The sequence below is a fragment of the Brevundimonas sp. UBA5936 genome, from assembly GCA_002430835.1.
In the GTDB taxonomy this organism is placed as follows: domain Bacteria; phylum Pseudomonadota; class Alphaproteobacteria; order Caulobacterales; family Caulobacteraceae; genus Brevundimonas.
On the sequence record DJDA01000036.1, the window covers coordinates 16,295 to 40,856 of the forward strand.

General features: G+C 67.2%; 22 protein-coding genes. 14 read left to right on the plus strand and 8 right to left on the minus strand.

Translation table 11 applies throughout. The features are described 5' to 3' along the window. Positions 1 to 3 precede the first annotated feature (3 nt). Together hrpB and B2Y21_RS03555 are read left to right on the plus strand one after the other, a co-directional pair. Positions 4 to 2,439, plus strand: coding sequence for an ATP-dependent helicase HrpB (hrpB, locus tag B2Y21_RS03550; protein WP_292057013.1), 2,436 nt, complete (start codon positions 4 to 6; stop codon positions 2,437 to 2,439). A gap of 66 nt (positions 2,440 to 2,505) precedes the next feature. Next, complete coding sequence (locus B2Y21_RS03555; RefSeq protein ID WP_292057016.1) at positions 2,506 to 3,795, plus strand: MFS transporter; 1,290 nt, start codon at positions 2,506 to 2,508, stop codon at positions 3,793 to 3,795. Here the strand turns inward: B2Y21_RS03555 and B2Y21_RS03560 are convergent. Then, entirely contained in the window at positions 3,792 to 4,340 is a 549-nt protein-coding gene (locus tag B2Y21_RS03560) for a cytochrome b (RefSeq protein ID WP_292057017.1), read from the minus strand. The genes B2Y21_RS03555 and B2Y21_RS03560 overlap by 4 nt on opposite strands. 61 nt (positions 4,341 to 4,401) lie before the next feature. Here B2Y21_RS03560 and B2Y21_RS03565 point away from each other — a divergent pair, with 61 nt between their 5' ends. Further along, a complete protein-coding gene (locus B2Y21_RS03565) occupies positions 4,402 to 5,049 on the plus strand; it encodes a hypothetical protein (protein ID WP_292057019.1) in 648 nt (215 codons plus the stop codon). Here the strand turns inward: B2Y21_RS03565 and B2Y21_RS03570 are convergent. From B2Y21_RS03570 to B2Y21_RS03580, 3 genes are read right to left on the minus strand one after another with little or no spacing between them, the layout of a single operon-like run. Beyond that, a complete protein-coding gene (locus tag B2Y21_RS03570; protein ID WP_292057020.1) occupies positions 5,037 to 5,849 on the minus strand; it encodes a TrmH family RNA methyltransferase in 813 nt (270 codons plus the stop codon). The two genes, B2Y21_RS03565 and B2Y21_RS03570, sit on opposite strands and share 13 nt — an antisense overlap. Continuing rightward, positions 5,849 to 6,745, minus strand: a complete 897-nt coding sequence (locus B2Y21_RS03575; protein ID WP_292057023.1) for a class I SAM-dependent methyltransferase — start codon at positions 6,743 to 6,745, stop codon at positions 5,849 to 5,851. Before B2Y21_RS03575 ends, B2Y21_RS03570 begins: the two co-directional genes overlap by 1 nt. Before the next feature lie 16 nt (positions 6,746 to 6,761). Then, on the minus strand, positions 6,762 to 8,171 hold the full coding sequence (locus tag B2Y21_RS03580; protein WP_292057024.1) for a glycosyltransferase family 2 protein: 1,410 nt from the start codon (positions 8,169 to 8,171) through the stop codon (positions 6,762 to 6,764). Positions 8,172 to 8,307: 136 nt separating this feature from the next. On the opposite strand from B2Y21_RS03580, the gene B2Y21_RS03585 reads away from it, so the two are divergent. Genes B2Y21_RS03585 through B2Y21_RS03600 form a run of 4 tightly spaced genes read left to right on the plus strand, consistent with a single transcriptional unit; the run spans position 8,308 to position 11,481 of the window. Further along, positions 8,308 to 8,940, plus strand: a complete 633-nt coding sequence (locus B2Y21_RS03585) for a TetR/AcrR family transcriptional regulator (RefSeq protein ID WP_292057025.1) — start codon at positions 8,308 to 8,310, stop codon at positions 8,938 to 8,940. Then, positions 8,937 to 9,731 carry an ABC transporter substrate-binding protein gene (locus tag B2Y21_RS03590; protein WP_292057027.1) on the plus strand — a complete coding sequence of 265 codons (795 nt, stop codon included), beginning with the start codon at positions 8,937 to 8,939 and terminating at the stop codon, positions 9,729 to 9,731. Before B2Y21_RS03585 ends, B2Y21_RS03590 begins: the two co-directional genes overlap by 4 nt. Continuing rightward, the gene (locus B2Y21_RS03595) at positions 9,728 to 10,717 is read left to right on the plus strand and encodes a FecCD family ABC transporter permease (RefSeq protein WP_292057029.1); all 990 of its coding nucleotides are present in this window, start codon (positions 9,728 to 9,730) and stop codon (positions 10,715 to 10,717) included. The genes B2Y21_RS03590 and B2Y21_RS03595 overlap by 4 nt, the downstream gene beginning before the upstream one ends. Beyond that, the gene (locus B2Y21_RS03600; RefSeq protein WP_292057032.1) at positions 10,714 to 11,481 is read left to right on the plus strand and encodes an ABC transporter ATP-binding protein; all 768 of its coding nucleotides are present in this window, start codon (positions 10,714 to 10,716) and stop codon (positions 11,479 to 11,481) included. The genes B2Y21_RS03595 and B2Y21_RS03600 overlap by 4 nt, the downstream gene beginning before the upstream one ends. Here B2Y21_RS03600 and B2Y21_RS03605 read toward each other — a convergent pair. Further along, positions 11,472 to 13,502, minus strand: coding sequence for a lytic transglycosylase domain-containing protein (locus B2Y21_RS03605; RefSeq protein ID WP_292057035.1), 2,031 nt, complete (start codon positions 13,500 to 13,502; stop codon positions 11,472 to 11,474). The two genes, B2Y21_RS03600 and B2Y21_RS03605, sit on opposite strands and share 10 nt — an antisense overlap. A 115-nt stretch (positions 13,503 to 13,617) precedes the next feature. On the opposite strand from B2Y21_RS03605, the gene dapA reads away from it, so the two are divergent. The 4 genes from dapA to prfB all read left to right on the plus strand — a co-directional run bounded on the left by dapA (position 13,618) and on the right by prfB (position 18,652). Then, on the plus strand, positions 13,618 to 14,502 hold the full coding sequence (gene dapA, locus B2Y21_RS03610; RefSeq protein WP_292057038.1) for a 4-hydroxy-tetrahydrodipicolinate synthase: 885 nt from the start codon (positions 13,618 to 13,620) through the stop codon (positions 14,500 to 14,502). Continuing rightward, entirely contained in the window at positions 14,502 to 14,972 is a 471-nt protein-coding gene (smpB, locus tag B2Y21_RS03615; protein ID WP_003164831.1) for an SsrA-binding protein SmpB, read from the plus strand. Before dapA ends, smpB begins: the two co-directional genes overlap by 1 nt. A gap of 101 nt (positions 14,973 to 15,073) precedes the next feature. Then, positions 15,074 to 17,464 carry a penicillin-binding protein 1A gene (locus B2Y21_RS03620; protein ID WP_292057110.1) on the plus strand — a complete coding sequence of 797 codons (2,391 nt, stop codon included), beginning with the start codon at positions 15,074 to 15,076 and terminating at the stop codon, positions 17,462 to 17,464. Between the two features lie 74 nt (positions 17,465 to 17,538). Then, a protein-coding gene (prfB, locus tag B2Y21_RS03625; protein ID WP_292057044.1) for a peptide chain release factor 2 occupies positions 17,539 to 18,652 on the plus strand; the annotation gives its coding sequence in 2 pieces (ribosomal slippage) (positions 17,539 to 17,607 and positions 17,609 to 18,652; 1,113 coding nt in all). 76 nt (positions 18,653 to 18,728) lie between these two features. On the opposite strand, the gene B2Y21_RS03630 is transcribed toward prfB, so the two are convergent. The 3 genes from B2Y21_RS03630 to tyrS form a co-directional block, all read right to left on the minus strand. Then, positions 18,729 to 19,295, minus strand: a complete 567-nt coding sequence (locus tag B2Y21_RS03630; RefSeq protein WP_292057046.1) for a bactofilin family protein — start codon at positions 19,293 to 19,295, stop codon at positions 18,729 to 18,731. Positions 19,296 to 19,428: 133 nt separating this feature from the next. Then, complete coding sequence (locus B2Y21_RS03635; RefSeq protein WP_292057048.1) at positions 19,429 to 19,896, minus strand: peroxiredoxin; 468 nt, start codon at positions 19,894 to 19,896, stop codon at positions 19,429 to 19,431. A 13-nt stretch (positions 19,897 to 19,909) separates the two neighbouring features. Continuing rightward, positions 19,910 to 21,190, minus strand: a complete 1,281-nt coding sequence (gene tyrS / locus B2Y21_RS03640; RefSeq protein ID WP_292057050.1) for a tyrosine--tRNA ligase — start codon at positions 21,188 to 21,190, stop codon at positions 19,910 to 19,912. Positions 21,191 to 21,369: 179 nt separating this feature from the next. Here tyrS and B2Y21_RS03645 point away from each other — a divergent pair, with 179 nt between their 5' ends. The 3 genes from B2Y21_RS03645 to B2Y21_RS03655 all read left to right on the plus strand — a co-directional run bounded on the left by B2Y21_RS03645 (position 21,370) and on the right by B2Y21_RS03655 (position 24,557). Next, positions 21,370 to 22,509: an anhydro-N-acetylmuramic acid kinase gene (locus B2Y21_RS03645; protein ID WP_292057052.1), complete on the plus strand. Its 1,140-nt coding sequence runs from the start codon at positions 21,370 to 21,372 to the stop codon at positions 22,507 to 22,509. Continuing rightward, the gene (locus B2Y21_RS03650) at positions 22,509 to 23,465 is read left to right on the plus strand and encodes a DMT family transporter (protein ID WP_292057055.1); all 957 of its coding nucleotides are present in this window, start codon (positions 22,509 to 22,511) and stop codon (positions 23,463 to 23,465) included. Before B2Y21_RS03645 ends, B2Y21_RS03650 begins: the two co-directional genes overlap by 1 nt. 111 nt (positions 23,466 to 23,576) lie before the next feature. Continuing rightward, positions 23,577 to 24,557, plus strand: a complete 981-nt coding sequence (locus B2Y21_RS03655) for a TerC family protein (RefSeq protein WP_292057059.1) — start codon at positions 23,577 to 23,579, stop codon at positions 24,555 to 24,557. The last annotated feature ends 5 nt before the right edge of the window (positions 24,558 to 24,562 follow it).

Below are 24,562 nucleotides of genomic sequence, written 5' to 3' on the forward strand. Positions count from 1 at the left end.
GTCATGCTGCCGATTCACGCTGTTCTGGAACCACTGAAGGCCGCCCTGGCCCAGAGCTCTGCGGTCGTGCTGGCCGCACCGCCGGGCGCGGGCAAGACGACAGTCGTGCCCCTGGCCCTGCTGGACCAGCCCTGGCTGGGCGACGGCAAGGTGCTGGTGCTGGAGCCGCGACGACTGGCCGCGCGCGCTGCGGCCGACCGTATGGCCGCCACCCTGGGCCAAAAGGCGGGCGGAACCGTCGGCTATCGCACCCGACTGCAGAGCCGGATCGGCCCTGACACCCGAATCGAGGTCGTCACAGAGGGCGTCTTCACCCGCATGATTCTGGACGATCCGGCGCTGGAAGGCGTCGGCGCCGTCCTGTTCGACGAATTCCACGAACGCAGTCTCGACGCCGACCTGGGTCTGGCCCTGGCGAGGGATAGCCAGTCGGTGTTGCGCGACGACCTGCGTCTGCTGGTCATGTCGGCGACGCTCGACATCGCTGGCGTGTCGCGCCTGCTTGAGAATGCGCCCGTCATCGAGGCCGAAGGGCGCATGTTCCCGGTCGAGACCCGCTACCTGGGCCGCAACCCGGTTGAGCGGTTCGAGGACGCCATGGCCAAGGCCGTGATGCAGGCCCTGCATGACGAGACCGGCTCCATCCTGGCCTTCATGCCGGGACAGGGCGAGATCCACCGCACCGTTCAGCGTCTGAATGAGCGGTTGCGCGATCCGACGGTCGATGTCGTCGCCCTGTACGGCGCCCTGGACAAGGGCGAGCAGGATCGCGCCATCGAGCCTGCGGCGCCCGGCCGCCGCAAGGTGGTGCTGGCGACCTCCGTGGCCGAAACCAGTCTGACCATCGAGGGCGTGCGCGTCGTCATCGACGGCGGCTTGTCGCGCGTGCCGCGTTTCGAGCCGTCCAGCGGCCTGACACGGCTGGCGACGGTCAAGGTCAGCAAGTCCTCGGCCGAGCAGCGGCGGGGGCGCGCAGGCCGGGTCGAGCCCGGCGTCTGCTATCGCCTGTGGGATGAGGAACAGACGCGCGGTTTGGTCGCCCATCAGCGACCTGAAATCCAAGAAGCGGACCTCACCGCCTTCGCGCTTGATCTGGCGCGTTGGGGAGCGAAGTCGGTTGATGGGCTGGCCCTGCTGGACCCGCCGCCCGCCGGGGCGATGTCCGAGGCGCGCAAGGTTCTGACGCGGCTGGGCGCGCTCGACGCCAAGGGCGATCTGACGCCGCACGGTCGGCGGTTGACCCGCATTCCCCTGACGCCGCGCCTGGCGCACATGGTCGCGGTCGCCTCGGATCAGGGCGACGCCCTTGAAGGCGCGAAGATCGCGGCTGTGCTGAGCGAGCCCGGTCTGGGCGGCAGCAGCGTTGACCTGCACGATCGTCTGAAGGGGCTGGAGCGGGATCGCTCGCCGCGCGCTCGCGATGCGTTGAAGTTGGCCGAACGCTGGGCGCGAGCAGCGGGCGGCGGGCGGGACGCAGAGGCGGACGCAGGGCTGCTGCTGGCCGAGGCTTTCCCCGAACGCATCGCGCGCGCCAAGGGCAAGCCGGGCGAAATTCTGCTGGCCTCGGGGCGCGGCGCCTTTATCGAGCCGACGGATCATCTGGCGCGCGCGCCCTGGCTGGCGGTGGCCGAACTGGGCGGCGGCGATGCGCGTGACCGCATCCGTCTGGCGGCGGCGTTGGACTCGACAACGCTGGAAAGCGATCTGGCCCATCTGATCGAGGTCGAGGACCGCCTGGCGCGCGAGCCATCGGGCAAGACGGTGATCCGCCGCATCCGACGCATCGGCGCCCTGGTGCTGGATGAAAAGGTCGTCGGCGCGCCGGATCGGGCGACCATGACGGCGGCGCTGAAGTCGGAGATCGAGACCGGGGGGCTGGGCGCGCTGAAATGGGGGGAGCAGGCCGGGGCGCTGCGGGCGCGGCTGACCTTCCTGCGCGGGCTGGATGCGACATGGCCTGATGTTTCGGACGAGGGACTGCTGGCGGCGCGCGAGGACTGGCTGTGGCCTCTGTTGGACGGGGTGCGATCGCTGGCCGACATCGGCGACGGCAAGCTGGCCGAGGCCTTGCGCGGTCTGATCCCCTGGGATCTGCAACGCAAGCTGGATGATCTGGCGCCGACGCGCCTGGCCACGCCGCTGGGCAGTGCGGGCATCGACTACGGCGCCGAGGGCGGGCCGCGTGTCGAAATTCGGGTGCAGGAATTGTTTGGCGTGAAGTCTCATCCGACGGTGGGCGGCGGGCGTATCGCCTTGACGCTGTCCCTGTTGTCGCCCGCCCGAAGGCCGGTGCAGGTGACGAAAGACCTGCCGGGGTTTTGGACCGGATCATGGGCGGCGGTGCGCAGCGAGATGCGCGGCCGCTATCCGCGCCATCCCTGGCCGGAAGACCCGGCCAATGCGGCGCCGACCAGCCGGGCCAAGCCGCGCGGAACCTGATCCCTGCTGCTTGACGCCTCGCGTCGGCGCGCCGCAAAGATCGTGCGTCAACCGTAAGGATACAGCGTGACCGACGCCGCCGTTTCACCGCCTCCTGCTTCCAAGCGGCGCGTTCTGTTCGCCAGCCTGATCGGCACGACGATCGAGTTCTACGACTTCTACATCTACGCCACGGCGGCGGTGCTGGTCTTTCCGGACCTGTTCTTCCCCGGCGGTGACCGGATGACGGCCATGCTGGCCTCCTTCGCCACCTTCTCCATCGCCTTCTTCGCCCGGCCGATCGGGGCGGTTGTCTTCGGCCATTTCGGCGACCGGGTGGGGCGCAAGGCGACTCTGGTGGCGGCCCTGATGACCATGGGCCTGTCGACCATCGCCATCGGCTTGCTGCCGACCTGGCATTCGGTGGGCGTGATCGCGCCCCTGTTGCTGGCCCTGTGCCGGTTCGGTCAGGGGCTAGGCCTCGGCGGCGAGTGGGGCGGAGCGGTCCTGCTGGCGACCGAGAACGCGCCTCCAGGCAAGAAGGCCTGGTTCGGCATGTTCCCCCAGTTAGGCGCGCCGATCGGATTCATCCTGTCGACCCTGAGCTTCATCCTGCTGGGGCAGGTGATGAGCGAGGCTCAGTTCATGGCCTGGGGCTGGCGCATTCCCTTCATCGCCAGTTCGCTGCTGGTCATCGTCGGCCTGTGGATGCGGCTGAAGATCACCGAGACGCCCGAGTTCAAACGCGCCATCGACCGCGCCGAGCGGGTTCAGGCGCCAGCCCTGACGCTTGTAGCGCACCACAAGTTCGCCCTGCTGACCGGGACGCTGGCCGGACTGGCGACCTTTGTCCTCTTCTATCTGATGACGGTCTTCGCCTTGGGCTGGGGCACGACGAGCATGGGCTATACGCGGGAGCAGTTCCTGCCGATCCAGTTGCTGGGCGTCTGCTTCTTCGGCCTGTTCATTCCGCTGGCGGCTCTGGCGGCGGATCGGTGGGGGCAGGGCAGGACGCTGCTTGTGACAACCGTCGCCATCGCCCTGTTCGGCCTGGCCCTGGCGCCGCTGTTCGGCAGCGGCGGGATGGTCGGCGTGATCGCCTTCTTCATCATCGGCTTCAGCCTGATGGGCTGCACCTATGGACCGCTGGGCGCGGCGTTGGCGCGGCCCTTCCCGACGACGGTGCGCTACACCGGCGCGTCTATGACCTTCAACCTGGCCGGCATTCTGGGGGCTTCGTTGGCGCCTTATGCCGCGACGTGGCTGGCGGGGCGTTACGGTCTTCAGGCGGTCGGAATCTACCTCACAGTCGCGGCCCTGCTGACGATCCTGGCTTTGATCGGCATGGGCCGTATCCGAACCGAGGGCGAGGCCTAGTCCAGCATGCGACGGATCAGGCCGTCCTTGAGCATGAACTGGTGGTAGAGGGCGGCGACTACATGCAGGATGACCAATCCGACCAGCGCCCAGCCCGCGAAGAAGTGCACATACCACGCCCCGGCCCATAGGCTTTCGTCGTCAGACGCGGGCGAAAACACGGTTGGAACAGTGACGAGGCCGAACAGGTCCATCGGCTCTCGCATGTGCACCCAGACGATGTAGCCGCTGATCGGTAAGACGATGAGCGCCAGATAGGTCAGACAGTGCACTGTCGCCGCCAGGTGCTGTCGCCACGCCGGCTCGTCCGGCGGCGGCGGAGGCGCTGCGTGGGATAGCCGCCAAAGCAATCGCATCAGGATCAGTCCGGCCAACAACACGCCCAGCTGGAAGTGGCTGCGTCCATACATGAACTCAGCCTGCCGATCAGGTGCATGCTCCGTCAGCCAGCCCAGAATGAACTGGGCGAGGAGCATCACAGCCACGATCCAGTGCAGGCCCTGTGCGACGCGGTTCCAGGCGTGTGGAGGTGAGGCTTTGATCATGCGCTTCTCCTTCACCGTGAACCTGATATGTTTTGGTTCTCGATAGAAGGGCGCTCACGCCATGAGGCTGCGCAGAAGGACCTTTGTCGCCACGGCTCTGGCGAGTGCTTTCGCATCGTCAGCCGCCTGTTCGCGCGGGCATGTCAGGGCGCTGGATGGCGAGGCACGGCCGAACCTTTATGTTTGCGAGGGATGCGAGGCGACGGCTGAACGCGATCCCGATGGCTTGTCCTGGTCTATTGTCTTGGCGGGGCCGGATGAGCCGGGCGAGCGTATGCGTCTCTCGGGACGGGTTTATGCATCTGATGGCGTGACGCCGAGGCCGGGCGTCGTTATCTATGCCCATCACACCAATGCCGAAGGCCTGTACGCCAACGGGTCGAGCGAAACCGAATGGAGCCGCCGTCATGGTCGCCTGCGCGGTTGGGTGCGCACCAACGCCGACGGCGACTATGCGTTCGAGACCATCAAGCCTGCGCCCTATCCGGACCGGACAGGGCCGGCCCATGTGCATCTCTTCATTCAGGAAGTAGGCAGGCGGCCCTATTACATTGACGATGTCGTGTTCGACGGGGAGTTCCGCGTTGATGCGGCCTATCGGGCTGAGCAGGAATTGCGAGGCGAGTCCGGGATCGTGCGGCTGGGCGGCGACGCCGTGTCCGGGTGGACGGCGGTGCGGAACATTCGACTAGAAGCTCACCCCGGCTGAGCCGGGGCCGCGTCCGTCACCGCATAGACCATGATCCCGGTTGCGACGGCCAGGTTCAGGCTGTCGGCGCGGCCGCGCATGGGGATCTTGACGTTCAGATCGCAGGCGGCGGCCAGTTCGTCGGTCAGGCCCGCCTGTTCATTGCCCATCAGGATCAGCGCCGGATAGCGCACAGGACTGTCGCGATAGCCTTGTGTCGCGTCCAGACGGGTGCCGATGACGCTGCCCGGCCATGAGGCGCGCCAGGCCAGGAACTCTTCGCGCGACGCCTTGCTGATGGTCACGGCGAAGACCGAGCCCATGGTGGCGCGCACAGCCTCGACCGAAAACGGGTCGACGCAGTCGCCGATCAGGATGACGCCGCCGCAGCCGGCCGAGTCCGCGGTGCGGATGATGGTGCCCAGATTGCCCGGATCGCGCACCTGTTCCAGCGCCACCCAGCAGGGCTTGGCGTCGGGCTGGATCGCTTCCAGCGGCGTGTAGACTTGCTCGAATACGCCCAGCACCGTCTGGGGATTGTCGCGACGGCTGATCTTTTCCAGGATGGCGTGGGTGACGACGATGATCTGGCCGCCGCTTTTCAGCGTCTCGGCCTTGGCGCGGTCCAGCAGCGGGTGAGGCCGAGCATCCTGGCCGACCAGCAGCATGACCGGCGCGCGGCCCTGGTCCAGCGCCTCGCCGATGAACTTCAGCCCTTCGGCCAGAAAGCGGCCGGTGGCTTCGCGTTCCTTGCGCATGTGCAGGGCGCGGACGGCCTTGATCGTGTCGTTGGTCAGGGAGGTGATGAGGCGTTCGGTCATCAGGCGCTCCATCTGGCGAAGAAGGACAGGCCGATGGCGCGGGCGCTCTCGCCGTCTTCGGACAGGGCCAGCTCGCCCCAGTCGATGCGCCCGCCGCGATCATGCGTCGCCTCGGCCATCATGTGCGCCAGCGACAGGCCGGAAATCCGCGCTGCATAGGCGTTCAACAGAAGGAAGGAGGCGTAGTCGGATAGCAGGGCTGCGCAATCCTTCAGCAGGTCCGGCATATCCTCGAACAGGCGCCAGACCTCGCCGTTGGCGCCGCGTCCATATTTCGGCGGGTCGAGGATGACGCCGTCGTATTTGCTGCCGCGACGGACCTCTCGCGCCACGAATTTGCGGGCGTCCTCAACGATCCAGCGGATGGGGCGGTCGGCCAGACCCGACAGTTCGGCGTTCTCGCGGGCGTAAGCGACAGACTTCTTGGAGGCGTCAACGTGGGTGACATGGGCGCCTGCTGCGGAGCAGGCCAGGCTGGCCACGCCGGTATAGCCGAACAGGTTCAGGATCTTCGGCTGTTTCAGGGTGCGGACGCGGGCGTCCAGCCATTCCCAGTTGGCGGCCTGCTCGGGGAAAAAGGCCAGGTGCCGGAAGGGGGTGAAACGCCCCATGAAGCGCACATCGCGCCACTTCAGAGGAAAGGCGTCGATCGGTCCGTGCGCGTCGAAACGCCAGCGGCCGGAATCCTCTTCCTCCTGCTGGGGGTCGAACATGGCGTTGGCGTTTTCGAAGGCGGCCTCGTCATGCGCCTTCCAGAAGCACTGAGGTTCGGGCCGGACGACGGTGTAGCGGCCGTAGCGCTCTAGTTTGCGGCCGTCGCCGCTGTCCAGGAGAGCGTAGTCCGACCACCCGCGCGTGACGAGGGTTTCGGGTGAGGAGGAGAGAACCGGAGCCATGCGCGCTGATAGGCGCTCAGGCGGCCGCTCGTCCAGCGTCTGCACCGTTGATCATGACGATATCGGGTTCGGGTTCAGCCTGATGCGGGGTCTTGTCCCAGTGATGCGGTTCAAAGATCAGGCGGATGGCGGCGTGAGCGAACGCCAGGCTGAGCAAGCACCAATAGGCGAGGGAGGCCAGCATGTCGGCCAGACCATATGAGCCGCCCGCCTGTCGAGCGCCTCTGTGCTTCAGCAGCCAGGCGGCGATGACGCCGGAAACCAGGACAATACTGCCTTGCGGCGAAAAATGAGGCAGGCGTCCGGCGACGATAGAGGTCAGGGCCACGCTGAACACCCAGGCGGCGCAGATGGCATGTATGGCGGCGGACGCCACCCCAGCGCCGACCGTTGCGGCCAATGCCGCCCAACCTCGCCACCCCATCCCTTCTGTGTAGCGCGTATGAACAGCCAGCGTTTGCAGATATCCCTTCAGCCAGCGTGTGCGTTGCGGCAACCAGAGCGACAAGGGGCCAGGCGGCGGTTCATAGGTCGGCCTCGAGATGACGCCGAGCCGATAGCCGGCGCGCCAGATGCGAAAGCCCAGATCGGCGTCCTCGGTGACATTCCAGGCGTCCCAACCTCCCAGCGTTCGCAGGATCGGCACACGGAAATGATTGCTGGTTCCGCCGAGAGGAAAGGGCAGGCCCATACGGCTCATGGCCGGTAGGGTGACTTCGAACAAGGCGGCGTACTCGGCCGCGAACTGCCGGTCTAGAAAGGGGCTGACGCTGGCCTTGTTCCTGCGACGGATGCGTAGCGGCGCTTGAAGGCAGGCCAGGTCTTCGCCTGCGTGGATGAAGCGCGTCGCGGCCTCGCGCAGTTGCAGCGGGTCGGGGTCGTCTTCGGCATCATAGATAGTGATCAGGTCGCCGCTACAGCGCGCCAGGGCGTAGTTCAGAGCGCGCGGCTTGGTCTTCGGCGCGCCGGGCGGCGCGATCAACACCTGAAGCCAGTCGGGCCTGGGCAGGTCCAGCGCGGCCTTGATCGTCGCAACGTCGTCCGTCTCCAGCACGAGAAACCCTTCAAGACGATCTCTCGGGTAGTCGATGTCGGACAACCGCTCGATCAGCTGAGGTAGGACGGCCGTCTCCTGATACAGGGCTGACACAATGGTATAGCGAGGCCACGAATACGACGGGTCCAGGCCTATCGGCGTAGTGTCGGGCATGCGCTGGGCTCGGCTGTTCCAGAGTAGCAACAGCCTCCAGGCGGCCAAGCTCATGAAGCCGATCTGCAGGCTCAGGAGTACGACTGAGCCTGACACTGGGGCCACGGTCGTGGCGCCCAGAACGCCGGTGAGGGTGAGAGTGAGGCCCAGCGCCTGACGAGTTGTCAGCGTGGTGCGTGCTGACTTCAGAGCATCGCCGTCCGCGGGGGCGGCCATTCCTCTTCGCATCGTCGCCCTCCCAACTGGAGATCGACGTTATACGGGCGTCCCTGTAAAGCAATATATTTGGTCGGAGCCGGCTTTTGCGGTTATCACTGGCCACACACGGGAGTTCAGCTTGGGGAGCATTCGAGTGTCGCTCGCATCTGCCGCATCGTCGCGTTCGACACGGAAACCCAAGGGTGAAGGGCACGAGCGCCGTGCGGAAATCCTGGCGGCGGCCGAAGGTATCTTCGTCGAGCAGGGCTATGAGGGCGCCACCATTCGCAAGATCGCGGATGAGGTGGGCCTGTCGTCGACCGCCCTCTATATGCACTTTGCGGACAAGGGCGAGATTCTCAACGAGATCTGCCGCAACGCCTTTGACACCCTGGCCGAGCAACACCGACGTACCTTGGCGGAGGATGCGCCTCCCTTGGCGCGGCTGCGACGGATCGTCGAGAATTACATGGCGTTCGGTTTCGCCAATCCCAACGCCTATCGGCTGGCCTATCTGACTCCGCAGGTCCAGACGCGTCACGGCGCCGAGACCGTGGCGCAGCAGAGTGGCGCTGACCTGTTCCGCGCCTTTGTCAGCGTGGTCGAGGAGGCGGTCGATCAGGGCGCGCTGCGAGGCGATCCGCGCACGCTGGCGCAGGTCATCTGGGCCAGCGCCCATGGATTGGTCTCCATCATGACGACCAAGCCCTATTTCGATTGGGCGGATCGTGAAACCTTGGTCCGTACCCAGATGGACGCCTTGTTCGCGGGATTGACCGCCTCGTGAGGGCCGCGATCACGGCCGTCGTTTCGGCGATGGCGTGTTGGAGCGGCGTCGCGGCGGCCGAGCCCTTGCGGGTCATGGCCCTGGATCAATGCGCTGATCAGTTCGTCCTCGCCCTGGCGCCCGATGCCGAGCTGGGTTTGTCGCCGAGAGCGGATGATCCTGATTCCTGGCTGCGTGCTGACGCCCAAGGCCACCGGCGGGTGCGACCGACGTTGGAGGCCGCCGTCGGTTTTCGACCAGACGTCGCGGTGCGTTACTGGGGCGGCGACGCTCGCCTTCTGGCCGCTTTGGCGCGTGACGGCGTCCGCACGGTCACCCTATCCGACGCTACGGACATGGATGGGATTCGCGCCAACATTCATAGCGTAGCCCAAGCTCTGGGCCGTCCCGAGCGAGGCAAGGCTCTGGTGGGGCGCATGGAGACGCAGTTGGCCAAGGCTGAAGGCGCAGGTCGAGGGCGCAAGGCCGTCTATGTCACGGCCAGCGGCTTCACTTCCGGGCCCGGCTCCTTGATGGACGCTATCCTGCGCGCGGCTGGGTTTCGCAATGGAGTCGAACGGCCGGGTTATCAGCCTTTGGGGTTGGAGCGCGTTCTGCTGACGCCGCCCGCCCTGTTCGTGAAGGGTTTCTTCGACCTGGCGCGTTCGGATTGGCGCGGGGCGGGGCGGCATCCGGTGATGCAGCGCGCCATGCGAGGGCGGACGGCGGCTGAACTGCCCGGCGCGACGCTGACGTGCCCGGCCTGGTTCGCCGCAGACGCCGCCGCGCAACTGGCTGAGCAGGCGTCATGAACAGGTTTGCGACGCTGAACATCGGCTTGGCGGCGGCGATCATGTTGGCGATCGCGTTGGCGGTGACGCTGGGCGAGACCCGTTTCAACGCCGCCGAGTATGGGATGGCCCTGAACAATCCGGGCTCCGGACCTGGCGAGGTGCTGTGGCTCGTGCGCGCGCCCCGCGCGGTCTGCGCCCTATTCGTCGGCGCGGCTCTGGGGCTGGCGGGGGCGGTGATGCAGGGGCTGTTGCGCAACCCGTTGGCGGAGCCAGGCGTGCTGGGCGTGTCCGCAACCGCGGCCCTGGCCGCTGCGACGGCCATCGTGCTGGGGCTGGCGGCGATCCCCGGAGCGGTGGAGGTGTCGGCTCTGTTCGGCGCGACGGTCGGCGGCGGGCTGCTGATCGCCCTGGCCGCACGGGTGCGGACGCCCGAGGCGTTGATCCTGTTCGGCGTGGCGTTGTCCAGTTTCGCGGGCGCGTTGACGGCCCTGATCTTCAACCTGTCGCCGTCGCCGATCGCTTCAGCCGAGGTGATGAACTGGCTGCTGGGCTCGGTCGAGAACCGTAGCTGGATCGATGTCGCCTGGGTGGCGCCCGCCGTGCTGATCGCCGCCTTGCTGGCGCGGGGCGCGTCGCCGGGTTTGCGGATGCTGACCCTGGGCGAGGAAGCGGCGCGGGCGTCCGGCCTGTCGATGGGGCGAATGCGGGTGCTGGCGTTGGCGGCTGCCGCCGTTGCGGCGGGCGCTGCGGTGGCTGTGGCGGGCGTCATCGGCTTCGTCGGTCTGGCGGCGCCGCATCTGGTGCGGGCGGCGGTGCGCGGCGATCCGGGGCGACTGCTTATGCCATCAGCCCTCGCGGGCGGCTTGATGCTGGTCGCCGCCGATTTGGCGGCGCGGATGCTCCCGACGGATCAGGAACTGAAGCTGGGCGTTTTCACCGCCCTGGTCGGCGCACCGCTGTTCGCGCTGATCGCCTGGCGCGCGGCGCGGGAGTGGCGGCTGTGACCGTTCTGCTGGCGCTTGAGAATGCCCACGCCCGCGTTGGTGGGACAGAGGTTTTGAACGGGGCCTCCCTGTCGGTGCAGTCCGGCGAAGTGGTCGCCCTGTGCGGACCGAACGGGGCGGGCAAGTCGACAGCGGTGCGGGCGGCCTTGGGCCTGACGCCGCTGACGCAAGGCTCGGCTCGTCTGGGCGACGATGAGGCGCGGCGTCTTACTGAACGCCAGCGCGGCGAGCGTGCGGCCTATCTGCCGCAAGACCGTTCGATTGCGTGGAACCTGCCGGCGATCGAGCTGGCGGCGCTGGGCGCGCCCTTCCTGGCGGGCGCGGCGGCGCTGGACCGTGCGCGCGTTGCGCTGGACGAGGTCGGCGTCGGCCATCTGGCGGATCGCGGCGTGGCCGAGATGTCGGGCGGCGAGCGGGCGCGCGTCCTGCTGGCGCGAGCCCTGACGGTTCCCGCGCCTTTGCTGGTGGCGGACGAGCCGATCGCTGGTCTGGACCCCGACGCCCAGCTTCTGGTGCTTGAGCGGCTGCGGGCGCGCGCCGACGCTGGGCACGGCGTTCTGGTCAGCCTGCATGACCTGACTTTGGCCGCGCGCTTCGCCGATCGGGTCGTGGTGTTGGATCAAGGACGGACGGCGGCCGACGGCGCGCCGACCGAGGCCCTGTCGCCGCGCGTACTGAAGACGGTGTTTAATCTGGACGCCGTCTGGCTGGAGGCGTTGGACGGGCCGCTGCTGGCGGCCCGTCGTCTGTCGCCTCAGGGTTGATAAGGACGCGGGCCGGTGTTGGGCGGCGTGCCCCGCGCCAGGTCCGCTGAAGGCGTCAGCGGCGCCGAGCCGCCGTTCAGGCGGGCGCGATAGACCTGCATGTTCTCCATCACCCGCATCATGTAGTTGCGCGTCTCGGTGAAGGGGGCGCATTCGATGAAGTCGATGGGGTCGACTTGGGCCTGGCGTGGGTCGCCGCAGCGCGCGGTCCATTGCGGCGGTCGGGCTGGGCCGGCGTTGTAGCCGACGGCGGCCAGCAGCGGCGATCCGCCGAAGTTGTTCATCAGTTCGCCCAGGTGATAGCTGCCCAGGGTCATGTTGACCTCCGGATCCCACAGTTGTTCGGAGCTGAACGAGCGGCCCATGCGGCGGGCCACGCCCTGCGCCGTCGCGGGCAGAAGCTGCATCATGCCCCGCGCATCAGCATGCGAGCGGACCAGGGGATCGAAGCTGGATTCTTGACGGGTGATGGCCAGGGCGAACTCGTTCGGCGCCATGCCCGGAACCTGCTGCGGCAGGCGGATCGGATACATGCGCTCGGGCATGACGAAGCCGCGCTGGCTGGCCGCGCGCCCGACCATCATCGAGCCGAACTGATCGCCGTAGCCCTGCATCAGGTCGAACAGCTGCGATAGATCGTAGGGCGAGGGCAGGGTGTCATCCAGGTGATAGGCGAAGACCCGCATCAGGGTCTTCTCGCCGATCTGGCCCAGGATGCGAGTGGCGCGCACCACTTCATTGCCCTCGAAGCGGTTCACGTCTTCCGCCGACGGCGACGGCTCGCCCGGCAGGGTCAGGGTCGTTGCGCCCGCCTTTTCCGCCGCGAGTTGGCCGTAGAAGGTCTGCCAGTGCTCGGCGCCCGCCTGATACCACCGCTGAGCGCCCTCGCGATCGCCCCGCGCCTCGGCTGCACGGCCCAGCCAGTACAGGGCGCGGCCCTGGGTGATCGGGGTCGAGGAGGCGTTGCGCAGGACTTCAAAATGCTGGGCCGCCGTCGCCGGATCGTTCAGCTTGGTCAGGGCGACCCAGCCGGCGAAAAATTCGGCGTCGACCTTGCGCTCGCCCGAGGGGAAGCCGTGGCCGTTCATGGCGGCGTAGGCGGCGCGGGCGTTCCCTTGCTGCAGAGCGTCCAGGAAGTAGTTGCGGCGCTCGCTCCACAGGGTGTTCTGGCCGTCGGCGTGCGACGGCGCGGCGGGCAGGGCGGACAGCAGCGGGAAGGCCTCGGACTGACGCCCGGCCGAGCGCAACAGGCGCACCCGCTCCAGCACCACGGCCGGATCATTGGCCTGGGCGGGCGACAGACCGCTGACGATCACGTCGGGAGCATAGGCGGTGCGCAGCGCCATCACGGTGTTGGCGACAGCCTGGCGGTCAGCCGGGACCAGGGCGACCATGGCGCGCGTCGCCGGGCCGTGCGGTCCCAGCAGCAGCATGTTCAGCCGCGTCACGTGGTCGTCGCTGGTCAGCCAGCCGCTCCAGCGCGAATAAATCCGGCTTTGCTGGGCCTCTTCAAAGCTCTGGGTGCGCCACCAATCGCGAATCAGCGTCTGGGCCTCCTGACGGCGACCCGTTTGCTCCAGCGCGCCGGCCAGGGCGATGGCGCCCTGGACCGTGGTCGGTGCTGTTCCGTTGAAGAAGGCCAGGACGGCGTCCGGCGACTGTCCCGCCATGTCCAGCGCGCGCTCGCCCGCCGCACGGCGCGAATCGCCCCGCGGCCAGTTCGCCAGGTCGGTCTGGGCCAGCGCCAGGTCGCTGTAGGACATCTGCTTGTCCGAGGTGTCGACCAGCGCCCACTCGACCAGCTTGCGCGCGGCCGGGTCGGAAATGCGCGCCATGATGGACTGCGTGCCGACGACGTCGCGCGCCCGCGCGGCCGTCAGCCCCTGCTGCACCAGGGCGGCGTCCTGGCTGCTGATGATGCCGCCCTGACTGGCGGAATAGGGCGTCGGCGTGCTGTTCAGCACGTCCTGAGCCGGTGGAGTCAGAATCGCCAGGGCGGCGGCCACGGTCGTCGCGATCATCAGATATCTGATCCTCATTCATCTTTGGTTGCGGCCAAGCGGCGGGCAACCTACCCTTTGCCGATTAGTGACGGGCGGAACGCCGCCCATTTCTCCGCACAGGTATGTTGTTCCCATGACCGCCCCCTTGTTCAAGGGCGTGATCACCGCCCTGATCACACCTCTTCGTGACGGAAACGTGGACGAGGCCGCTTTCAAGCGCCTGTTGGAACGCCAGATCGCCGCTGGAGTTCACGGCGTCGTGCCGATGGGCACCACGGGCGAGAGCGCCACTCTGCACCTGGACGAGCATAAGCGCGTGGTCGAGCAATGCGTCGAGATCGCCGCCGGGCGTATCCGCGTCATCGCCGGCGCGGGTTCGTCCGCGACGGACAAGGCGATCGAACTGACCCGCTTCGCCAAGACGGTCGGCGCGGACGGGGCGCTGGTCGTCACTCCTTATTACAACCGCCCGTCGCAGGCCGGGATGCAGGCGCATTTCGAAGCTGTGGCCGACGCGGTGCAACTGCCGATCCTGCTCTACAACGTGCCGGGCCGTACGGGCGTGGACCTGGCGAACGAGACGGTTGCGGCCCTGTCGGCGCACCCGAACATCGTGGGCGTGAAGGACGCCAGCGGCGACGTGGCGCGGGCCAGCTGGATGCGCGCCAACATCGACGGCGCCTTCGACCTGATCTCGGGCGATGATTCCAGCTATCTGGGCTATGCCGCGCATGGCGGCGTGGGCGTCATCTCTGTGACCTCGAACGTCGCGCCCGAGGCCATGGTCGCTCTGCATGGCGCCATCCAGGCCGGCGACTTCGCCGCCGCCCGTTCGTGGCAGGAGCGCCTGATCGGCCTGCACAAGGCGCTGTTCCTCGATAACTCGCCGTCGCCGACCAAATACGCTCTGGCCAAGCTGGGCCTGTGCACGGAAGAGGTTCGTCTGCCGCTGTCGCTGACGGCCGACGCCGTGAAGCCCGCCATCGACAAGGCGCTGGCCGAGGCCGGGGTCGCCTGATGGCCGCAGACGCGCCCAAGCAGAAGACGATCGCCGAGAACCGGCGCGCGCGCTTCGACTATTTCCTCGAGGACCACATCGAGGCCGGGATCCAGTTGCTGGGCACCGAGATCAAGGCGCTGCGCGACGGTCGCGCCAACATCGCCGAGAGCTATGTCTCGCCCGAGGGACGCGAGATGGTGCTGATCAACGCCGACATCCCGCCCTACAAGATGGCGAACCGCTTCAATCACGAGCCGCGTCGCCATCGGAAGTTGCTGCTGCACCGCAAGCAGATCGACAAGCTGATCGGCGCCGTTCAGCGTGACGGCCGCACCATCGTGCCGGTGCGCCTGTATCTGAATGAGGCGGGCAAGGCGAAGCTGGAAATCGCTCTCGCGAAGGGCAAGAAGCTGCACGACAAGCGCGAGGCTTCGGCCGAACGCGACTGGCAGCGCGACAAGGCGCGCCTGTTGCGCGACAAGGGATAAGTGTAGTTCCGCTTTGCGCGCCGCGCGACGCGCGATAAACGACGGATCATGGGGCGCGTCTTGCGGAGTTCGTGGTGAAGATAGCCGAACGCTGGTTCGTCATGGCGGGCGTGGCCCTGCTGGGCGCCATCGCCGTGGCCGGTGTGGTGGTGGCGATCTACGCCGCCTGGGTCTTGCACGACATGCCGGACGCCTCCGAGCTGGCGGACTATCGCCCGGCGACGGCGACGCGCGTCTATGCCGAGGACGGCACCCTGATCGGCGAGTTCTCGGACCAGCGCCGAATCTACGTCACCTATGACCAGGTGCCGCAGACGGTCGTTCACGCCTTCCTGGCGGCCGAGGACCAGAACTTCTTCAGCCACGGCGGCATCGACGTGTCCGGCATCGGCCGGGCCATGTTCAAGAACGTCTTCAACGTGCTGTCCGGTCGTCGTCTTGAAGGCGGCTCGACCATCACCCAGCAGGTGGCCAAGAACGTCCTGCTGACCAGCGAGACCAGCCTGAACCGCAAGCTTAAGGAAGCGGTCCTCTCCAGCCGTCTGGAAGCGACGCTGAGCAAGGAACAGATCCTCGAGCTGTATCTGAACGAGATCTACCTGGGCTATCGCTCCTACGGCGTGGCCTCGGCGGCCTACAACTATTTCGGCAAGTCGCTGGATCAGCTGACGCCGGACGAAGCGGCCTTCCTGGCGGCCCTGCCCAAGGGGCCGACCAACTATCATCCCAAACGCTATCCCGAGGCCGCGCTGGGCCGCCGGAACTGGGTGCTGGGCGAGATGGCCGACAACAAGTGGCTGTCGGACGAGCAGTTGCAGACGGCCCTGGCCCGTCCCCTGAGCACCCGTTCAGCGCCGCGTCGCGCTGAATACGCCGACGCCGACTTCTTCGTGGAAGAGGCGCGCCGTCGCGCCATCGCCCTGTTCGGCCAGGAAGAGGTCAACCGCGGCGGCTATTACCTGCGCACCACCCTGGATCCGCAGCTGCAATCGGCGGCGCGCGACGCCCTGATGCGCGGGCTTGAGGACTATGACCGTCGTCACGGCTGGCGCGGCGCCTGGGGCACGACTGATTTCGCCGAAGGTTGGCAGGCCGAAGCCCAGAAGCGCACGACCCCGCCCGAGCGCCGTTCGTGGCAGGCCGCCGCCGTCGAGAACGTCAGCGGAAGCACGATCCGGGTCCGCACGGCCAAGGACGATCAGACGGGCACGCTGCGTGCGGCTGACGTGACCTGGTCCAACGCAGGGCGTCGCCCGCTGAAGCGCGGCGATCTGATCTTCGTCGAGCGGCAGGGCGGCCAGTTCGCCCTGAAGCAGGCGCCCGCCGTCAATGGCGCCCTGGTCGCTATCGAGCCGCAATCGGGCCGCGTCCTGGCGATGGTCGGCGGCTATTCCTACGCCCTGTCCAGCTTCAACCGCGCGACCCAGGCCCGCCGCCAGCCCGGTTCGGCCTATAAGCCCTTCGTCTATGCGGCGGCGCTGGAAGGCGACTTCACACCGGCCTCGATCGTTCTGGATGCGCCGATCAGCTTCCCCGGCGGTCCCGGCGGTCGCGCCTGGACGCCTCAGAATTACAGCCGCCAGTTCTACGGCCCGCAAAGCTTGCGTCGCGGCCTGGAGTTGTCGCGCAACGTCATGACCGTGCGTCTGGCCCAGGCGGTCGGCATGAAGAACGTCGTCGACCTGTCCAAGAAGATGGGCGTGGTGGACGACATGTCGCCGAACCTGGCCATGTCGCTGGGCGCCGGTGAAACGACGCCGTATCGCATCACGGCTGCCTACGCCGCCTTCGTCAACGGCGGGCGCCGGGTCGATCCCTATCTGATCGAACTGGTTCAGGACCGGAATGGCCAGACCATCCATCGCGCTGATCGCCGCCAGTGCCGTGATTGCGCGCGGGGCTTCAGCGGCCAGGAATCACCGCGCCTGCAGGATCGCGGAACCCAGGTGATCGACCCGATCACCGCCTATCAGATGAGCTCCATGCTGGAGGGCGTGATCCAGCGCGGCACCGGCGCCCGCGCCCGCAGCCTGGGCCGTTGGGTCGGGGGCAAGACCGGCACGACCAATGAATACCGTTCGGCCTGGTTCGTCGGATTCTCCAGCGACATCGTCGTCGGCGTCTTCGTCGGCTTCGACGACAACCGCTCGCTGGGCGGGGGCGAGGCAGGCGCCTCGACCGCCGTGCCGATCTTCATCGACTTCATGGAAGACGCCCTGAAGGAACGCCCGGCGCGTCCGTTCGTGAAGCCGAAAAACGCCATCTTCCGCACCGTGAACGGCATCGAGGAAGCCTTCCGTCCCGGCACCGAGCGCCAACTGCGTGAAGAGGCGCCGCGTCCGGCTGCGCCGGAAGGACCGCAGAACTACTACGACGTCATTCGTCGTGAGCAGGAGGTCAAGTCTCAGGCCCCGGCGCCGGCCGCGCCGCCGCCCGTGGCTCCGCCGCCGCCCAAGAAGCAGCCTGCTGAGGACTTGAGCGACCTCTACTGACGCTCTAGGTAAGCCCACCACCCGGCGCGCCTGTCACCAGGCGCGCCGTTTCACCCTATGTCGCGGAGATTGCGATGAGACCGGATGTCGAGGCCATGAAGGCCGACATCGAGCAGAGCGTCGCTCTGCTCAGGAGGCGACTTTGACTGGGATGTCGCTCTAAGAAAGCTCGATGAGCTGAACGCGCGGGTCGAGGATCCGACGCTGTGGGACAATCCCGAACAGGCCCAGGCCGTCAGCCGCGAACGCTCGCGTCTGGAAGCCCAGGTCAGCGCCGTCAAGGAAATGGAGCAGGGTCTCGAAGACGGGATCATGCTGGCCGACATGGCCGACGAGGAGGGCGACGAAGCCACCCTCGAAGATGCGCGCGAGCAGTTGAAGGCCATCAAGGAACGCGCCGCCCGCGCCGAGCTGGAAGCCCTGCTGTCCGGCGAGGCCGACGGCAACGACGCCTATCTGGAAATCAATTCCGGCGCCGGCGGCACCGAGTCCAACGACTGGGCCGGCATGCTGATGCGGATGTACAGCCGCTGGGCTCGCGCTCATGGCTATGAAGTCACGATCGAGGCTGAGGAACAGGGCGAACAGGCGGGCATCAAGTCGGCTACCCTGCAGATCGCCGGGCCGAACGCCTATGGCTGGTTGAAGTCGGAATCGGGCGTGCACCGCCTGGTCCGCATCAGCCCCTACGATGCGGCGGCCAAGCGCCACACCAGTTTCGCCTCCATCGGGGTGTCGCCGGTCGTGGACGACACGATCGAGATCGACATCAATCCGTCGGATGTGCGCACCGACACCTATCGCGCGTCCGGCGCCGGCGGTCAGCACATCAACAAGACGGACTCGGCCGTGCGTCTGACCCACATTCCAACCAACACGGTCGTGGCCTGTCAGGCCGGTCGTTCGCAGCACCAGAACCGCGAACAGGCCTGGAAGATGCTGCGGGCGCGTCTGTACGAGTTGGAGCTTCAAAAGCGTGAGGCCGCAGCTCAGGCTCTGGCCGACGCCAAGACTGACATCGGCTGGGGTCACCAGATCCGCTCCTACGTCCTGCAGCCGTATCAGATGGTGAAGGATCTGCGGACCGAGGTGGAAACCTCGGACACCCAGGGGGTTCTGGACGGCGACCTGGATCCGTTCATGGGCGCTGCGCTCGCGGCCCGCGTGGGCGAGACCCGCGAGGGCTGATCGACCCGCCGGATCGACGCATAAAAAAGGGCGGCCTTCGCGGGCCGCCCTTTCTCGTTTCTGGCCGCCGCGCTGATCAGGCGGCGGGCTTGGCTTCGACCTTGGCGTCCGTCTTGGCGGGCGCAGGCTTTTCGGCCGAGGCGGGGGCTTCCAGCATGTTGGCGCCGGGCGTATCGCGCTTGGCCTGGGTGCAGCGGCCTTGGAACCAGGCGCCTTGCTCGATCGAAAGCTGCTCCTGGGTGATGTCGCCCTCGACGCGCGAGGTCGCGAACAGCTTGACCTGCTTGGCGACGATGGCGCCCGAGACGCGACCGCGCACCTCCAAGATGTCGGCGTGGACCGTGCCCTCGACCGCGCCGCCTTCGCCGATCACGACGCGCACCACGCGGATGTCGCCCTTCAGCGAGCCGTCGACCTGAAGCTCGCCCGCGCCGGAGATGTTGCCTTCGTATTTCACGCCGGCCGACAGGGTCGACAGGCTGGACGACCGTGCGGCGGCGGGACGCGCCGGTTCAGGCGTCCGCACGGGCGCAGCAGCGATCGGAGCGGCGGGTGCGGGCGTCGGCTTGGCTGGTTCCGGCGGCGTCGGAATGCCCAGGCCGCTCGAAGTATTGTTGTCGAGGGGTTTGTTCTTGTTGAACATCTATACTCTCCGCATCACGCCGGAACGACCGGCGTTTGGTCAATGTCAGCCCCTGAGGATACAATCCCTGACAATACTTAGGGGGGGCTGAGGCGGAGAGGTCAAGCGGGGCCTTCCGAACCCCGCTCGCCGATCAGAGCGCTTCGACGGCGGCGAGCACCTCTTCGGCGTGGCCCTTCACCTTGACGTTCCGCCAGGCGCGGCGGACCACGCCCTGGCCGTCGATCAGGAAGGTGGCGCGCTCGATGCCCATATATTCACGGCCGTAGAGCTTCTTCAGCACCCACACGCCCCAGCTTTCCGTGACCACGCCGTCCTCGTCCGAGCCCAGCACGACCTTGAGGTCATGCTTGGCCTTGAAGCGGTCCAGCTTCTTCACCGTATCGCGCGACACGCCGATCACCACGGCGTTCGCCGCCGAGAACCGGTCGATCAAGGCCGAGAAGTCCTGTCCCTCGGTCGTACAGCCAGGCGTGTCGGCCTTGGGGTAGAAGTAGAGGACGACGTTCTTGCCCTTCAGCCCGCCCAGCGACACGCGCCCGCCGCCGTCAGTCGCCAGGTCGAAAGCGGGGGCGGGAGTGTTTTCGGTGATGTCGGTCATAGGTCTTTCTCCCTTACACCGGTCGCACCAGCACCAGCTTCTTCTTGCCGGCGCCGAGCTTCAGCACGCCGTCTGCGTTCAGGTCGGCCTCTTCGATCTGGCGGGCGCCGTCGTTGACGACCTCGTCGTTCAGGCGAAGGCCGCCGCCCTGGGCCAGACGGCGCGCCTCGCCGTTGGAGGCGCTGAGGCCCGCCTTGGTCGTGACGGCGGCGATCATGGCGCCGATCACCTCGTCACGCGGCAGTTCGACCGTCGGCAGGTCGGCCGACAACTGACCCTTCTCGAATGCGGCTTCGGCGGCGGCGCGGGCGGCCTGTGCGGCCTCGACGCCGTGCAGCATGGAGGTGGCGGCGTCGGCCAGGGCCTTCTTGGCGTCGTTGATCTCGGCGCCTTCCAGCGCCTCATAGCGCTCGATCTGATCCAGCGGCAGGTCGGTGAACAGGCGCATGAAGCGGCCCACGTCGCCGTCCTCGGTGTTGCGCCAGTACTGCCAGTAGTCGAACGGCGACAGGGCGTCGGCGTTCAGCCACACGGCGCCGCCGACCGTCTTGCCCATCTTCTGGCCCGAGGCGGTGGACAGCAGCGGCGTGGTCAGGCCGAAGGCGGCCTTGTGATCCACCTTGCGGGTCAGTTCGACGCCGTTGATGATGTTGCCCCACTGGTCCGAGCCGCCCATCTGCAGGGCGCAGCCATAGCGGCGGTTCAACTCCAGGAAGTCCGTCGCCTGCATCAGCATGTAGTTGAACTCGAGGAAGGTCAGCGGCTGTTCGCGATCCAGGCGCAGCTTGACCGAGTCGAAGCTCAGCATGCGGTTGATGGTGAAGTGCGTACCGTAGTCGCGCAGGAACTGCAGGTAGCCGAGTTGCGACAGCCACTCGTCGTTATCCAGCATGACGGCGTCGGTCGGGCCGTCGCCGAAGGTCAGGAACTTCTCGAACACGCCTTTGATGCCGGCGATGTTCTCGGCGATCTTTTCCTCGGTCAGCAGAGGGCGTTGGGTGTCCTTGAAGCTGGGGTCGCCGACCTTGGTCGTGCCGCCGCCCATCAGGACGATCGGCTTGTGCCCGGCCTGCTGAAGACGGCGCAGCAGCATGATTTGGATCAGGTGGCCGACGTGCAGCGACGGCGCCGTCGCGTCAAAGCCAATATAGCCCGTGACCACGCCCGCCGCCGCCGCCTCGTCCAGCTCGACCGGGTGGGTGATCTGGTGGATATAGCCGCGCGCCTTCATCAGGCGCAGGAAGTCCGACTTGAAGGCGGTTTCGGAAACGGTTTGGGTCGTGGGCTCGGTCATGGTCGGGTCCGTAACATCAGAACCGGCGGCCGTCTTCCGAGGAATAATGCCGCCGAGGGAAGGGCGGCAAGGATCGCGGCCGCTCTCTAGTAGAGGCCGTAGTAATAGGCGGCGAAAAGGGCCGGTTGCGCGATCATGGGCGCTAGCTACGTCGCGCTCGACGTGGCAGTCAAGCCGCCATGACGACCTCCTCGAAAAAGACCCTCCGCGTGCTCGGCTTCATGACCGGCACCTCGCTGGACGCTGTGGATATGGCGGTGATCGAGACGGACGGCCACGACATCCTGTCTTTCGGCCCTGCCGGCGAGATGAAGCTGGACGGTGAGACCCGCGCCATCGTCGAGGACGCCATCGAGGACGCCTTCGACTGGGAACGCGACGAGGAAGAGCCGGAAAGCTTCGAGGACGCGCGCATGGCGGTGGCTGACGCGCACCTGGCCGCCGCGCTCGGCTTCATGGCGGTGAACGGGGTGAGGTCCAGCGCGCTGGATCTGGTCGGCGTCCACGGCCAGACGGTGCTGCACGAGGCGCCGACGCCCGACGCGCCGGGTCGCACCGTCCAACTGATCGACGCCGTCAGCGTGGCCGAGGGGCTGGGCGTGCCCGTCGCCTACGACTTCCGCAGCGCTGACGTGGCGGCGGGCGGGCAGGGCGCGCCTCTGGCCCCCGTCTATCACGCGGCGCTGGTCCGCAAGGCGGGTCTGAAGGGGCCGGTCGCTGTGTTGAACCTCGGCGGCGTGGGCAACATCACCCTGATCCGCGCAGACGGCGGGCTGGAGGCCTTCGACACCGGCCCGGCCAACGGCATGGTCGATCTGCTGGTCCAGTCGCGCATGAAGAAGCGGATGGACGAGGGCGGCCGTCTGGCGGCGGCGGGAACGGTCGACCCGGCCGTACTGGACGCCTATCTGGCCCACCCCTATTTCGCGGCGACCGGGCCGAAGTCGCTGGATCGGTTCGATTTCTCGCTGGACCCGGTGGCGGAACTGTCGCTGGAAGACGCCGCCGCGACCCTGACCGCCTTCGCGGCTCAGGCCGTGGCCCTGGGCGTCGCCCGCTGTTTGGAACAACCAAAAGAGGTCGTCGTCTGTGGCGGCGGTCGCCACAACCCTGTGCTGCTGGCCGCCATTCGCGAGCGTGTCGGCGTTCCTGTCTCGACGGCCGAGGACAAGGGCTGGCGTGGCGACTCCATCGAGGCCGAGGCCTTCGCTTTTCTGGCGGCGCGCTGCCGTCTGGGCCTACCGATCAGCTTCCCCGGCACGACAGGCGTTCCGACGCCCATGACCGGCGGCCGGATCGTCGAGCCGGGAGCGGAATAGTGGCGGCGTCCTCGCGTTTCTGGGGCGTCGCCAGCGGTGTGGCGGCGGGCGCTCTGTGGGGGCTGGTCTTCCTGGCGCCCAAGGTCGTGCCGGAGGCCTCGCCCCTACTTCTGACGGCGGGGCGCTATCTCGCCTATGGCCTGATCGCCGTCCTGCTGATCGCGCCGCGCTGGCGGCGGGTGACGGCGGCCCTGACGCGCAAGGCGTGGGGCGCTCTGGTCTGGCTGAGCCTGGCGGGAAACCTGGTCTACTTCGCCTTCCTGGTGGTCGGGGTGCACTACGCTGGCGTCGCGGCCTCGGCCCTGATCGTCGGCATGGTGCCTGTGGTGGTGGCCTTGTGGGGGCTGCGGGACAAGGAGTCGCCGCCGTTGTCGCGTGTCGCGCCGCCCATCGCCGTGGCGGCCCTGGCCGTCGGCCTGATCGGCTGGGAGTCGCTCAGCCAGGGCGGCGGCGCGGCGGCGCAAAGCGGAACCGCCACCCTGATCGGCCTGGGTTGCGCCGTGGCGGCCCTGCTGTCCTGGACCGCCTTCGCCGTCGGCAACAGTCGCTGGATGGGGCGCCTGCCTGACGTCACCCCGCACGAGTGGTCGCTGCTGACCGGCGTGGTCACAGGAGGGCTGGCGCTGCTGCTGGTCATCCCGTCGCTGTTCATGTTGGACGGCATGACGAACGACGCTTGGGTGCGCCTGATCGGCGTCAGCGCGGCCGTTGCGATCTTCGCCTCGGTCATCGGCAACGCCTTCTGGAACCAAGCCAGCCGCCTGTTGCCGCTGACCATGCTGGGGCAGATGATCGTCTCCGAGACCCTGTTCGCCTTCATCTACGGCTTCATCTGGGAGCAGCGTGGCCCGACCGTGATCGAGATCGTGGCCATGATCCTGATGATCGTCAGCGTCGTCTGGTGCGTTCGCGCCCACCGCCCGGCGGCTATGGCGGCGGCGGAAGGCGACCATTAGGCAAGCAACGCTTGCCGTCTCTAGGCGTTGAAAAAGAGCGGACCGGGCCCCTCTGGCGACCCTTCATCGCGATGTCGGCCGCGTCGTTGAAAACGGCTCGCGAAGGCGTCGATGGAACTGTTGCTGTTGGAGTGGTTGGGCAAGCCCGTCTGGATGTGGGCGGGCTTTCTGACGATCGTCATCGCCTTGCTGGCGCTGGACCTGGGGCTGTTCAACCGGCGCGATCATGAGATCGGCGTGCGCGAGAGCCTGGGGCTATCGGCCTTCTACATCGCCGTGGCGCTGGCCTTTGGAGCGTGGCTGTGGTCGTGGCTGGGAGCCGATAGCGCGGTCGAATACCTGACCGCCTATGCCGTCGAAAAAAGCCTGGCGATGGACAATGTCTTCGTCATCGCCCTCATTTTCAGCGCCTTTTCAGTGCCGCGCCTCTACCAGCATCGTGTGCTGTTCTGGGGCGTGCTGGGCGTCATCGTCCTGAGGGCGATCATGATCGGCGGCGGGGCGGTGTTGGTCGCTCGCTATCATTGGGTGCTGTATCTGTTCGCCGGCTTCCTGATCCTCACTGGCATACGGATGTTCTTTGCGCGCGGCGAGGAAACGGACATCGCTGACAATGCGCTGCTGAAGTGGTTCCGGCGGCGGATGCGGGTGACGAACGACTTGCACGGTCACGCCTTCTTCGTCCGCACTCAGAGCCGCCGCTCCGGCGAGATGAAGTTGCACGTCACGCCGCTGTTTCTGGCCTTGGTGACGATCGAGATCGCCGACGTGATCTTCGCCGTGGACTCCGTCCCGGCGGTCTTCGCCATCACGACGGACGCCTATGTTGTCTACACGTCCAACATCTTCGCCATATTGGGGCTGAGGGCGCTCTATTTCGCCCTGGCGGCGGTGATCCACCGCTTCGCCTATCTGAAGCAGGCGCTGGCTGTCCTGCTGGTCTTCATCGGCGCCAAGGTGTTCGCCGCGCCGCTGCTGGGGATCGAGAAGGTGCCGCCGGCCGTCTCCCTGTCGGTGACGGCCGCGATCCTGGCGGCGGGGGTGGTCTGGTCCCTGTGGCGGACCCGCGCAGAGGCTGGGCCTCCGCGCTGATTTTC